General features: G+C 43.3%; 10 protein-coding genes and 3 tRNA genes. 3 read left to right on the top strand and 10 right to left on the bottom strand.

Features of this window, described 5'->3' with window-relative positions:
• The 9 genes from CXF82_RS06715 to CXF82_RS06675 form a co-directional block, all read right to left on the bottom strand.
• Positions 1–1,730, bottom strand: a 1,730-nt coding sequence (locus CXF82_RS06715) for a SurA N-terminal domain-containing protein (protein ID WP_102043891.1), incomplete at its 3' end; no start/stop codon positions are given.
• A gap of 213 nt (positions 1,731–1,943) precedes the next feature.
• A complete protein-coding gene (gene hupB / locus CXF82_RS06710; RefSeq protein ID WP_198553577.1) occupies positions 1,944–2,231 on the bottom strand; it encodes a nucleoid-associated protein HU-beta in 288 nt (95 codons plus the stop codon).
• 254 nt (positions 2,232–2,485) lie between these two features.
• Complete coding sequence (gene lon, locus CXF82_RS06705) at positions 2,486–4,831, bottom strand: endopeptidase La (protein ID WP_101093594.1); 2,346 nt, start codon at positions 4,829–4,831, stop codon at positions 2,486–2,488.
• A gap of 148 nt (positions 4,832–4,979) precedes the next feature.
• Positions 4,980–6,257 (bottom strand): ATP-dependent protease ATP-binding subunit ClpX, encoded by a 1,278-nt coding sequence (gene clpX / locus CXF82_RS06700; protein ID WP_101093595.1) that lies wholly within the window; start codon positions 6,255–6,257, stop codon positions 4,980–4,982.
• 85 nt (positions 6,258–6,342) lie between these two features.
• On the bottom strand, positions 6,343–6,954 hold the full coding sequence (clpP, locus tag CXF82_RS06695) for an ATP-dependent Clp endopeptidase proteolytic subunit ClpP (protein WP_101093596.1): 612 nt from the start codon (positions 6,952–6,954) through the stop codon (positions 6,343–6,345).
• Positions 6,955–7,044: 90 nt separating this feature from the next.
• On the bottom strand, positions 7,045–8,349 hold the full coding sequence (gene tig / locus CXF82_RS06690; protein ID WP_101093597.1) for a trigger factor: 1,305 nt from the start codon (positions 8,347–8,349) through the stop codon (positions 7,045–7,047).
• A 254-nt stretch (positions 8,350–8,603) separates the two neighbouring features.
• Positions 8,604–8,679, bottom strand: a tRNA-His gene (locus CXF82_RS06685).
• A gap of 8 nt (positions 8,680–8,687) precedes the next feature.
• Positions 8,688–8,764: transfer RNA gene (locus tag CXF82_RS06680), tRNA-Arg, on the bottom strand.
• Between the two features lie 64 nt (positions 8,765–8,828).
• A tRNA-Pro gene (locus tag CXF82_RS06675) sits at positions 8,829–8,905 on the bottom strand.
• A 519-nt stretch (positions 8,906–9,424) separates the two neighbouring features.
• Between CXF82_RS06675 and folD the strand changes: the two genes are divergently transcribed.
• A complete protein-coding gene (gene folD / locus CXF82_RS06670) occupies positions 9,425–10,294 on the top strand; it encodes a bifunctional methylenetetrahydrofolate dehydrogenase/methenyltetrahydrofolate cyclohydrolase FolD (RefSeq protein WP_102043890.1) in 870 nt (289 codons plus the stop codon).
• 109 nt (positions 10,295–10,403) lie between these two features.
• On the opposite strand, the gene cysS is transcribed toward folD, so the two are convergent.
• The gene (gene cysS / locus CXF82_RS06665) at positions 10,404–11,783 is read right to left on the bottom strand and encodes a cysteine--tRNA ligase (RefSeq protein ID WP_101093599.1); all 1,380 of its coding nucleotides are present in this window, start codon (positions 11,781–11,783) and stop codon (positions 10,404–10,406) included.
• 319 nt (positions 11,784–12,102) lie between these two features.
• Here cysS and CXF82_RS06660 point away from each other — a divergent pair, with 319 nt between their 5' ends.
• Positions 12,103–12,597 (top strand): peptidylprolyl isomerase, encoded by a 495-nt coding sequence (locus CXF82_RS06660; RefSeq protein ID WP_101093600.1) that lies wholly within the window; start codon positions 12,103–12,105, stop codon positions 12,595–12,597.
• A gap of 10 nt (positions 12,598–12,607) precedes the next feature.
• The coding region (locus CXF82_RS06655) for a UDP-2,3-diacylglucosamine diphosphatase (protein ID WP_102043889.1) at positions 12,608–12,995 on the top strand (388 nt) is incomplete at its 3' end.

The following is a 12,995-nucleotide window of genomic DNA, read 5'->3' as shown; positions in this document are numbered from 1 at the left end:
TCTGCTGTATTAACTTTATCAAGTACAACAACTGCATAACCGTTAGCAAGTGCAACTGTATCAACAGTTGGACCTTCTGTTGGCTGCGCCATAGCAAAGGCTTTATTGACGACTGCACCATCAATATCTTGCTCGAAACGTGCAAGTTTTTCTTTCGCTAGGTAATCAGCAGTAACACCGTCAGTTTTGAAAGCTGTCATAGCATCTTGCGCTTGTTGACGCGCAGACTCATTAGCTTGTTCTTGCTTCAAACGTGCGGCAATTCCATTTCTAACGTCTTCAAGCGCCATAGTACCAGCAGCTTTATGAGAGTTAGCTCGGATTACAACAACGTGGTTTGACTCAACTTCAAGCACTTCACTGTTCATACCATCAAGCAACACACTCGAAGAAAATGCTTCTTTCAAGATAGCTGGCTTGGTGAACAAAGCGGGAGCATTATTGCGCGTAAACTCAGGAGTCGTCTTAACTTCAACACCGAGCTCGGTTGCCGCTTCAGATAAAGTGTCAGGGACTTCATAACTTGTATCGGCAAGGATCTGCTGTAGTTCGTAGAACTTATCAACCGATTGTTGCCCTTGCAACTGTGCAATGATTTTATCTTTTACGTCAGCAAAAGGAGCTTCAGCACCCGCTTGGATGTCTAGTGCTTTAATAATGTGATAACCAAAGTTAGTCTTAACCACATTTGAATAACTGCCTTTATCCAATGCGAATAATGCAGTATCAAACTCAGGTTCCATTACACCGGCTTCAAACCAATCAAGTTGACCACCTTGCTCACCACTGAATGTATCTTGAGATTCAGCTTTAGCAACCGCGGCGAAATCTTCACCATTTTGTAGCTTCTGATAAATCGCTGCAGCCTTTGCTGCGGCATCATCGTCATCAAGTCCAATAAGAATATGAGCTGCTAAGCGCTTCTCTGGCTGCAGATACTGCACCTTATTCTCATCGTAATAAGCTTTAGCATCGGCTTCAGTAACAACTACACCATCCGCTAACTGCTTTGCGTCAAGTTCGATGTAGCTAAGGCTTACCAGTTCAGGTCTTACAAACTGAGCAAGATTTGAGTTGTAGTAAGTTTGGATCTGTTCATCTGTAACACTTGCTGCGGCAATGAAAGGCGCTGAGTCGATGACCAAATAATTAATATCACGCGTTTGTCCCTGGATATTAGCCAAGTATTCAGCTTCACCTGCTAATACAAACTCAGAACCGACTAAAGTGGCCACCAATTGACGACGTGTCATATCGGTGCGCATCATGTCTCTGAAAGAGTTAGCTTGGTAGCCGAGTTGACGCAAAATAGCTTGATAACGATCGTTATCAAATATGCCATCAGTCTGAAATGCAGGTTCGACCATAATCGCTGCGCGGATCTGCTCGTCAGAGACTCGTAGTCCTAATTCAACAGCATTTTGATCTAATAGCTTTTCAGCGACTAAGCGCTCTAATACGCTCTGCTTAACGCTTTGCATATAATTTTCATCTGCTGATAGCGTCGAGAACATATCACCTAATTGTTGCTCAAGACGACCACGCTCATTGTCATAGGCTTGCTCTAAAGCTGAATTGCTGATCTCTTCACCATTGACGGTAGCCGCTGCAACCTCAGTTGATGAACCTAAATAACTACTCACACCCGTAAATGCAAATGAAAGAATCACTAGGACTAAAATGCTTTTTGCAATTGGGCCTTGTGATCCTTCACGAATCTTTTCTAACATCAGACTTCTCGCTGGTTGCGATTAATAAAATAAAAAGGCGCATCACTCGTTGGATGCGCCTTTTTGTAATTTAATAGTAAAGAGAAATTAACCTCTTTACTTTTGTCGACTGCGACTAAGTAAAAACCTAATAACAATCTTTTTCTCGTAAAAAGCACTGTCTAAACAGTGCTTGCTACAATAACCTTACAAAGGCTGCAGATAACGAGTATCTTAGTTAACAGCGTCTTTAAGCGCTTTACCAGCTTTGAATGCTGGAATATTTGCTGCAGCGATTTTGATTTCTTTACCCGTCTGTGGGTTACGACCAATGCGCTCTGCACGCTGACGCACTTCGAAAGTACCAAAACCAACAAGAGCAATCTTATCGCCTTCTTTTAGGCTGTCTGTAACAGCGCCAATGAAAGAATCTAATGCACGGCCAGCAGCGGCTTTAGAAATGTCAGCGCCAGAAGCGATTTTCTCGATTAGTTCAGATTTGTTCATGTCATCCCCTTGAATGTAATTTTTGTACCGCAACCAAATCCATGTCTAGAGCGGTCTGCGGAGGCTTTTTATAACAAGCTTAGAACTAAAGTTCAAGCCTTATAGGAAAACCAAAGAAATAATTTAGGATACTGCTCAAAACCAGTCGCGCCGAGGGCTGGAGCGACTGACTCTCCACAGACTTAGGCTACCACAGCTAGACACTTTGGTAAGCCCCATTTTGTACTTTTTTTTGTGCAATACGGTAATTTATTGCATTAGTCCACGTTTTATACTACTTCGAAGCCTTCTACTGGTCGTTCAAGTGCCAGTTTCAGTACCTCTTCAACCCATCTCACTGGATAAATTTTCAAGTCAGCGATCACATTAGCTGGAATTTCCTCCAAATCTCGTTCATTTTCTTTTGGAATTAGAACGACTTTGGTTCCACCACGGTGCGCAGCGAGTAGTTTTTCTTTCAATCCACCAATGGGTAATACTTCACCACGGAGGGTTATTTCACCTGTCATCGCCACATCGGCGCGAACAGGATTTCCCGTAAGACTAGAGACCAATGCAGTGCACATAGCAGCACCCGCTGAAGGACCATCTTTTGGTGTTGCACCTTCTGGAACGTGCACATGGATATCACGCTTCTCATAAAAATCTGGATTAATGCCCAGTTGCTCAGCTCGTGCACGCACAACCGTCATTGCCGCTTGAATCGACTCTTGCATTACATCGCCTAGCGAGCCGGTATAAGACAACTTACCTTTACCTGGTACCGAGGTTGCTTCGATAGTCAGCAAATCGCCACCGACTTCAGTCCATGCAAGTCCTGTCACTTGGCCTATCTGGTTGTTTGATTCGGCTTTGCCGTAATCGCAACGCTGTACGCCTAAGAAAGACTTAAGGTTATCTTGGTTAACTAAAACATGCTTAATGCTTTTATCCAGTAAGATTCTCTTAACGACTTTACGACAAATCTTTGATAGCTCTCGCTCAAGCGAACGTACACCTGCTTCACGAGTGTAGTAACGAATAATGCCAACAATAGCACTATCATCAACGGTAACTTCTTTGGCTTTTAGTCCATTGCGCTCAATCTGTTTCGGCAATAAATGCTGCTTAGCGATATTGAGCTTCTCATCTTCGGTATAACCCGACAGACGAATCACTTCCATACGGTCTAATAACGGACCTGGAATATTCATTGAATTCGATGTCGCGACAAACATGACATCAGACAGGTCGTAATCAACCTCCATGTAATGGTCGCTAAAGGTGGAGTTCTGTTCAGGATCAAGCACCTCAAGTAATGCTGATGCAGGATCGCCCCGCATATCACTACTCATCTTATCAATTTCATCAAGTAAAAATAGCGGGTTCTTAACCCCCACTTTTGACATTTTCTGGATGACTTTACCTGGCATAGAACCTATGTATGTACGACGATGACCGCGGATCTCCGCTTCATCTCTCACGCCGCCTAAGGCAACGCGCACATACTTACGTCCAGTCGCTTTGGCGATAGATTGGCCCAGTGATGTTTTACCAACACCTGGCGGCCCAACTAAGCACAAAATCGGACCTTTAAGCTGTTTAACACGGCTCTGTACTGCTAGATATTCGAGAATGCGCTCTTTGACTTTCTCTAAACCAAAGTGGTCGGTGTCAAGTACATCCTGCGCTTTAGCCAAATCACGTTTGATTTTCGAACGCTTATGCCAAGGCACTGCCACCATCCACTCAACATAACTTCTCACCACGGTCGCTTCAGCCGACATAGGTGACATCATCTTCAGTTTGTTAAGTTCAGCTGTCGCTTTCTCTTTAGCCTCTTCAGGCATTTTTGCTTCTTCAATTTTTTTAGCTAAGCTTTCAAACTCATCGTGAGACTCGTCAATATCGCCAAGTTCTTTCTGAATCGCTTTCATTTGCTCATTCAAATAGTACTCGCGCTGACTCTTCTCCATCTGTTTTTTAACGCGACCACGGATCCGTTTTTCGACCTGTAACAGATCGATTTCAGATTCCATCATCGCCATCAAATATTCGATGCGCTCACCAACATCAACCATCTCTAGCACAGACTGCTTATCTTCAAGCTTCAGCGGCATATGCGCTGCCATGGTGTCTGCAAGTCGAGCGGCTTCATCGATACCAGAAAGTGACGTTAGCACTTCTGGTGGAATTTTTTTATTCAGCTTGATGTAGCCTTCAAACTGCCCCACAGCCGAGCGAATTAAGACTTCTTCCTCTTTATCTGTTAATGGCTCAGATTCAAGGTAGTGTGCGGTCGCTTGGAATATCTCGTCCTGCTCAGAATAATTATCTATGCGCGCACGCTGACCGCCTTCAACTAAGACTTTAACAGTACCGTCAGGAAGCTTAAGCAGTTGTAAAATAGAGGCTACTGTACCAACATCGAAAATGTCATCGCTGGTAGGATCGTCTAACTCAGCATCACGCTGGGCGACTAGAATAATTTGTTTACCTTGTTCCATCGCTTTTTCTAAGCAACGAATGGACTTTTCTCGTCCTACGAATAACGGAATTACCATATGAGGATAAACCACTACATCTCTTAGTGGTAGTACGGGTAGTTCTATTCGCGTATCACGCTCTAGAGTCATAGCTCGATTCCGTTTTGTATGAATACTTAAGAGTATATTGGGATGATTCGATAGGTTTCAATGGCGAATAACAATTAATTAATAAACTGCACAAAAAAGGAGCCATAAAGGCTCCTTTTTAATGCTCGAGTGCAATTAAGACGATGTCTTACTCTGCACTAGCCGTTTGTGCTTCGTTATTTTCGTAGATAAGAATAGGTGATGATTCACCTTTTACTACAGACTCATCGACTACCACTTTCACAACATCATCTGTTGAAGGTAGGTCATACATGATATCGAGTAAAATACCTTCGACGATAGACCGCAATCCACGCGCACCCGTTTTACGAGTCTGCGCCTTAATTGCAATCGCTTTAAGCGCATCTTCTCTAAACTCTAGCTCAACACCTTCCATCTCAAATAACGCCGCAAACTGCTTTGTTATCGCATTTTTAGGTTCTGAAAGAATTTGAATAAGTGCAGCATCATCAAGCTCAGACAAGGTCGCTAAAACAGGAAGTCGACCAATAAATTCAGGAATAAGACCAAACTTAACTAAATCTTCTGGCTCTACTTGCAATAACATATCAGAGATTGTCGCTTTATCAGCGTCTCCCTTTACGTTTGCACCGAAACCAATGCCTGAACCCACGTTTGCGCGTTGTTCAATGACTTTTTCTAAGCCTGAAAATGCGCCACCACAAACAAACAAAATCTTCGAGGTATCTACCTGCAAAAACTCTTGTTGTGGATGCTTGCGACCACCTTGTGGTGGAACCGCTGCAACCGTACCTTCAATCAGCTTAAGTAAAGCTTGTTGAACACCTTCACCTGATACATCTCGTGTAATTGATGGGTTGTCAGACTTACGGCTGATTTTATCAATTTCATCAATATAGACAATACCACGTTGGGCCTTCTCTACATCGTAGTCACATTTCTGTAGTAACTTTTGAATGATGTTTTCGACATCTTCACCAACATAACCCGCTTCTGTCAGCGTCGTTGCATCGGCCATCGTGAACGGCACATCCAAGAAACGTGCAAGTGTTTCTGCTAACAGCGTTTTACCACTACCTGTAGGGCCAATCAGCAAAATATTACTTTTACCCAATTCGACACCATCTTTAGGGCTCGCATTTTTCAAGCGCTTATAATGGTTATATACCGCTACAGATAACACCTTTTTAGCTTTATCTTGGCCAATAACATAGTCGTCCAAATGCGCTCTTAATTCATGCGGTGTTGGCAACTTGTCTTGATCTTGCTTAGGAGAAATCTCTTTTATCTCTTCTCTAATGATGTCATTGCAGAGTTCTACGCACTCATCGCAAACATATACAGAAGGTCCAGCAATAAGTTTTCTCACTTCATGCTGGCTCTTTCCACAAAAAGAGCAGTACAGCAGCTTCCCGCCGTCACCGGTACCTTTGTTTTCGCCCATTACCTTACCTCTGTTTGCAGCCTATCAGCTGCAGAATTCTTTTATATTACTTCATCACTCAGCATAGCTCAGCCTAAAGCAAAAATCAGCCTCGTTTATTCATCACTGAATCGACAAGTCCATACTCAGTTGCTTCATCAGCACTCATAAAGTTGTCACGGTCGGTGTCACGCTCAATGATTTCTAGCGGCTGGCCTGTATGTTCTGCCAACATAGTGTTTAGCTTATTCTTAATGCCCAAGATCTCTTTGGCATGAATAGCGATATCTGACGCTTGGCCTTGGAAACCACCCAATGGTTGGTGGATCATCACTCGCGAATTAGGTAGACAATAACGCTTGCCCTCCGCTCCGCCAGCTAACAAGAATGCGCCCATACTTGCCGCTTGGCCAATACACACAGTGCTAACGTTTGGCTTAATGAACTGCATAGTGTCATATATTGCCATACCCGCCGTTACAGAACCACCTGGAGAGTTAATATAAAGGAAGATATCTTTATCAGGGCTCTCTGACTCCAAAAACAGCAATTGTGCAACGACCAGATTAGCCATGTGCTCTTCTACGGGGCCAACTAAGAAAATGATACGCTCTTTTAAAAGACGAGAATAGATATCATATGAGCGTTCACCTTTAGCAGTTTGTTCAACCACCATAGGAACGAGTGCATTTAAAACTGATTCTGGTGCATTTTGCATTATTAATAATCCCTAAATAAAAATGGCCCGCATGAGGAACCTCATACGAGCCATTATAAATGGCTAATAGCCATTTAAGTCAAGCGATGGTTACGCGCGACCGCTTGCCTTGTTCATAAATTCTTCAAATTTGACTTCTTTTTCAGTCAAAGTTGCAGTTTTTAGTAACTGTTCTACTGCTTGCTCTTCAAGTGCAACGTTACGCATGTTCTGCATAAGTTCTTCATTGCCATTGTAGTAAGCAACAACTTCACTTGGATCTTCGTATGCAGATGCCATTGAAGCTATTAGACCTTGAACACGTTCGTCTTCAGCTTTAAGTTCGCTAGTCTTGATAACTTCACCAAGTAGTAAACCTACTTTAACGCGACGTTCAGCTTGCTCAGTGAACAAGTCAGCTGGTAGTTCAGGCATGCTCGCAGCTTGATCACCAAAACGTTGCATAGCTTGCTTACGCAATACTTCTACTTCGCCTTCGATCAATGCTTTTGGCAAATCCAAAGCATTTTGTTCAACAAGACCGTTAAGGACCTGTTCTTTAACATTTGCTTTAAGCGCTTGCGCTAGCTCACGACCCATGTTCTTGCTGATTTCAGCACGTAACGCGTCGATTCCGCCTTCATTAACACCAAATAGTGTTGCGAATTCGTCATTCACTTCAGGAAGGTTAGCGCCTTGAACTTCAGTAAGGGTAATAACAAATTTAGCTGCTTTACCTTTTAAGTTCTCTGCGTGGTAATCTTCAGGGAAAGTGACTTCGATTTCGAACTCTTCACCGGCTTTATGACCTTCGATACCAGATTCAAAACCTGGGATCATGCGGCCGCTACCGAGTTGTAGTTCGAAGTCTTCAGCTTTACCGCCTTCAAACTCTTCACCGTCAACTGAACCAACGAAGTTGAATTTAGTTTTGTCACCTTCAGCAGCTGCACGTTCAACAACTTCAAATGAAGCATGTTGATTACGTAGCGTTTCAATCATTGCGTCAACATCAGCTTCAGTAACTTCAGCTTTAGGTTGCTCAACAGCAATTGACTCTAAACCTTTAAGCTCTACTTCTGGGTAGATTTCAAAAGTGGCAACAAACTCAAAGGTTTCGCCTTCAGCAACACCAGGAGCAAACGTTGGTGCACCCGCTGGGTTCAACTTCTCAGCAATAATAGCTTCAACAAAGTTACGCTGCATCACTTCACCAGTGATGTCTTGACGAATAGCTTTACCGTAACGCTTGTTAATAACGCTTACCGGTACTTTTCCTTTACGGAAACCGTCAATACGAGCACGCTTAGCTTCACTTTTTAATGCTTCTTTAACTGTATTTTCGATCTGCTCAGCAGGTACCGAAATAGTTAGGCGACGCTCTAGACCTTGTGTGGTTTCTACAGAAACTTGCATTTTTTTACCTCTAAATATGTCTGTCGTCCTTTGCAATAGTCGAAAAATCAACTATTAAGGTATTCGTTTCTTGACTCGTAAATTTAACCAAAATACCCATAAACACTGATGTTTGGCACTGGTCACTCTTAGTTGATAATTATCAAGACGCGACATTATAGCTATCGAATGCGCTGGAGTCGAGCCTCAAAGTACGATTTACAGGCGTAAAAAAAGCGACCTAGGGTCGCTTTTCAACTTCTTTACAGAAAGAGTGGGGTGACTGATGGGGCTCGAACCCACGACAACCGGAATCACAATCCGGGGCTCTACCAACTGAGCTACAATCACCACAAAAATGGTGCGCCCGGCAGGATTCGAACCTGCGGCCACCCGCTTAGAAGGCGGGTGCTCTATCCAACTGAGCTACGGGCGCTCGGCAATGAATTAAATTCATTTCCTGAACTGGGCAACTAACGTTTCACGTTAGTTTTAAAATGTGGTCGGTGATAGAGGATTCGAACCTCTGACCCTCTGGTCCCAAACCAGATGCGCTACCGGGCTGCGCTAATCACCGAAATTGAAACATAACGAAAATATAGTATTGGGAAATATTTTCTGCTTCTGCTCTAAACGAACTATCTCGTTGAGAACGGAGCGCATATTATCTCCTAGTCTAAAGGCCGTCAACGACTTTCTTTAAAAAAGCGTTCGGCTGCTTATTTAACACGCTACGATATCGTTCTTTGCTGCTATCGCCAGCAATATGCGCAAGATACCGTCAATATAGCAGACCATTTAATATAGCGGCTCCGCTCATGAAATCCATTTATTGATCAATATTGTCAGCATAAAAAATGTAACCGTTGTCTCTTGCCGCCAAAATGGCAATTTATCCTACTTATACCTGTATTTGCATTATTTATAGCAGCACTCGCCCTCCGACAAAATGGATACTTTCTACAACTTTACCTTGTACTCATTATCCGTATTTAAGAATTGTTTGTTAGCGGTCTAAATCAATGACACCTATCATATGTCCTGTTAAAATGACGCCGTTTTCCATTATCGCGCCGTATAAAGGACACCTAGCCCCATGACCGCTCAAAAAATCGATGGAAAAGCTATCGCTCAAACCATTCGAACTAAACTCAAAGACAAAGTAACCGCCCGTAAAGAGGCTGGTCTAAGAGTGCCTGGTTTAGCCGTGATACTTGTTGGGGCAGATCCTGCTTCACAAGTTTATGTGGCGAGTAAACGCAGAGCCTGTGAAGAGCTTGGCTTTATGTCTCGCTCATACGATTTAGACAGTACAACGCCTGAAGAAGTGTTGTTATCACTTATTGATGAATGTAATGATGACCCCACTATTGACGGTATTTTGGTGCAACTACCGCTACCAGAGCATATTGAAGAATCAAAAGTCATTGAACGTATTCGTCCAGATAAAGATGTCGATGGTTTCCATCCCTACAATGTAGGCAGACTCGCTCAACGTATTCCAGTGCTACGTTCATGCACGCCAATGGGCATTATGACGCTCATTCAGTCGACGGGTGTCGATACTTATGGTCTAGACGCCGTCGTTGTTGGCGCATCGAATATCGTTGGTCGCCCAATGACTCTCGAGTTACTGCTTGCGGGTTGCACGACAACAACATGTCATCGCTTTACCCGTAATTTAGAACAGAAAGTAAGACAGGCTGATTTAGTTGTCGTGGCCGTCGGTAAGCCAGGGTTTATTCCCGGTGAATGGATCAAGCCAGGTGCCATTGTTATTGATGTCGGTATTAACCGCTTAGAAAATGGCAAACTTATTGGTGATGTGCAATTTGAAAAAGCCTCTGAAAATGCTAGCTTTATCACGCCAGTACCCGGTGGTGTAGGCCCAATGACCATTGCCAGCTTACTTGAGAACACGTTATACGCTTGCGAGCGATATCACGATGAGCCTCTAGAGAAATAAAGGTTACAAACATAAATACCACATTTCCCCATCCATGGGATGTGGCATAAGTGTTCCAGACACAAAAAAGCCTGCTAATTGCAGGCTTTTTTAATTCAACGTAATCGTTTTACTTTTTGCGCCAAGTCGTACCTTCGGGCCCATCTTCTAGAATAACACCTAACGCATTGAGCCCATCGCGTGCAATGTCCGCAGCGCCCCAGTCTTTCTCTGTTCGTGCACGGTTACGCTCAACAATGAGTGCTTCAATCTCAGCAACTTCATCATCAGAGCCCTCACCTTTAAAGAAAGTGTCGACATCTTGCGAAAGAATACCCAATACATCCGCAAGCTGCTTTAACGCAACACCTAACGCCGATGCCTGAGCCATATCAGTTAATTTAAGGCGATTGATCTCTCGCACCATTTCAAACAATACTGAATACGCTTCTGGTGTATTAAAGTCATCATCCATTGCACGCTTAAACTGAGCCACAAACTGTTCTGCCGCCGCAGCTTCTAGCGTTAAATCTAAGTCTTTAAGCGCGGTGTAGATCCGCTCTAATCCCGATTTAGCTTGTTTAAGGTTATCTTCTGAATAGTTTAGCTGGCTACGATAATGACCCGATAATAAGAAGTAACGCACTGTTGCCGCATCATAGTGATTTAATACATCACGGATGGTGAAAAAGTTATTTAAGGATTTGGACATCTTCTCTTTATCGACCATCACCATACCCGTATGCATCCAGTAGTTTACATACGGTGTATCGTGTGCGCAGCAAGACTGAGCGATCTCATTTTCATGATGTGGAAACTGCAGATCAGAGCCACCACCATGAATATCAAAATGGTCACCCAAATGTTTGCTGTTCATTGCTGAACATTCAATATGCCAGCCAGGACGACCCGGCCCCCAAGGAGAGTCCCAAGTAGGCTCACCCGGTTTAGACATCTTCCACAATACAAAATCCATTGGATCGCGCTTAGCATCTTCGATTTCAACCCGCGCACCAGCCTGTAACTGTTCTAAGTTTTGCCCAGACAAGCGCCCATACTCAGGGAAAGAAGACACACTAAATAGTACATCACCATTTGACGCAACATAGGCATGCTCACGGGCTATTAGTTTTTCAACCATAGTGATGATTTCTGGCATGTGCAATGTCGCGCGAGGTTCAAAATCTGGACGCGCCATATTGAGTGAGTCGAAATCTCGATGCATTTCACCGATAAGACGCTCAGTCAATGAGTCACAGCTTTCATTGTTTTCATTGGCGCGCTTGATAATTTTGTCATCAACGTCGGTAATATTGCGTTGAAAATTCACATCATAGCCACTGTATCTCAAGTACCTAACAATCATGTCAAACGAAACAAAGGTACGTCCATGACCAATATGACATAAATCATAAATGGTCACCCCACACACATACATGCCTATTTTTCCTGGCTGTATCGGTACAAACTGTTCTTTTTGGCGGGTAAGAGTATTGTAAAGCTTCAACATTGATTATTCTCTTCAACGGCTATATTTGGAAATAAGTTGTCCAGTCTACCATTGCAAAACTCGCGGTTCCAAGCAGTTTTCCCACACCAAGTACGCAAAAATGAACAGATGCTCTTAATATCGTCTAGATTACATTACGAAGGCATCCACTATTGACACGAATGCGAAATACTTCGGTTACGTTTGCCAAATGATTAATTAAGCTAAGTCTTGTTCGCACTTTTTAAATAGTCATCTCACTGAACGCTTTATGCAACCGCACAATTACGTTAGAATCCAGCCATTATTTACAATGTGTTAAATTGCGAGAGTTAATATTATGATCACACTTCATACCAACCATGGCGACATCAAGGTTTCTTTAGATACCGAAAACGCACCTAAAACAGCAGCTAACTTCGTCAAGTATGTAAAAGAAGGCTTTTACGACGGGACTGTTTTTCACCGTGTTATCGACGGATTTATGGTCCAAGGTGGCGGTTTTAGCGAAGATATGGAGCAGAAGCCTTGCGGTGAGACCATTGAAAATGAAGCAAACAATGGCCTTTCGAACAAAGTCGGTACGCTTGCTATGGCACGTACTTCAGATCCACACTCAGCAACCGCTCAGTTTTTCATCAACATCAACGACAACACTTTCTTAGATTTTAAGTCTGAGTCAGCTCAAGGTTGGGGTTACTGTGTATTTGCCGAAGTATCTGAAGGTATGGACGTGGTAAATAAGATCAAAGCGGTAAGCACTGGCAACCGTGGTATGCATCAAGATGTCCCGCTTGAAGCAGTTATCATCGAAAAAGTGACTATCGAAGAGTAAGATTAACTCGATGCGTACATTATTTGTGGGCGATTTGCACTTAAGTGCAGATCGCCCCGATATTACCCAAGCTTTTCTCACCTTCTTAGAGACTCAACTTGCCGATGCCGAAGCTTTATATATCCTGGGTGATCTGTTTGAAGTCTGGGTGGGCGATGATATTGCTGAACCATTTGCAAATCAACTTGCTGATGCAATCAAATTAGCGACACAAAAACTCCCCGTTTACTTTATTCACGGCAATCGAGATTTTTTAATTGGCAGTACATTTGCAAAACGTAGTGGCATGACGTTATTGCCTGAAGTCGTTGTCCTCAATTTGTATGGCATTAACTCCGTCATCTTGCACGGCGATAGCCTTTGCACTCTCGACAAACCTTATCAACGCTTCAGAAAAT

Origin of the sequence: Shewanella sp. GutDb-MelDb, assembly GCF_002836075.1 — a bacterium.
Lineage (GTDB): Bacteria > Pseudomonadota > Gammaproteobacteria > Enterobacterales > Shewanellaceae > Shewanella.
This window is presented reverse-complemented; position numbering and strand designations above follow the sequence as displayed.

What these genes read in the sequence shown, in the direction of transcription:
- clpP (WP_101093596.1), bottom strand. Translation starts at nt 6,954, where the DNA reads ATGCAAAATGCACCAGAATCAGTTTTAAATGCACTCGTTCCTATGGTG.
- clpX (WP_101093595.1), bottom strand. Translation starts at nt 6,257, where the DNA reads ATGGGCGAAAACAAAGGTACCGGTGACGGCGGGAAGCTGCTGTACTGC.
- folD (WP_102043890.1), top strand. Translation starts at nt 9,425, where the DNA reads ATGACCGCTCAAAAAATCGATGGAAAAGCTATCGCTCAAACCATTCGA.
- CXF82_RS06660 (WP_101093600.1), top strand. Translation starts at nt 12,103, where the DNA reads ATGATCACACTTCATACCAACCATGGCGACATCAAGGTTTCTTTAGAT.
- tig (WP_101093597.1), bottom strand. Translation starts at nt 8,349, where the DNA reads ATGCAAGTTTCTGTAGAAACCACACAAGGTCTAGAGCGTCGCCTAACT.
- cysS (WP_101093599.1), bottom strand. Translation starts at nt 11,783, where the DNA reads ATGTTGAAGCTTTACAATACTCTTACCCGCCAAAAAGAACAGTTTGTA.
- lon (WP_101093594.1), bottom strand. Translation starts at nt 4,831, where the DNA reads ATGACTCTAGAGCGTGATACGCGAATAGAACTACCCGTACTACCACTA.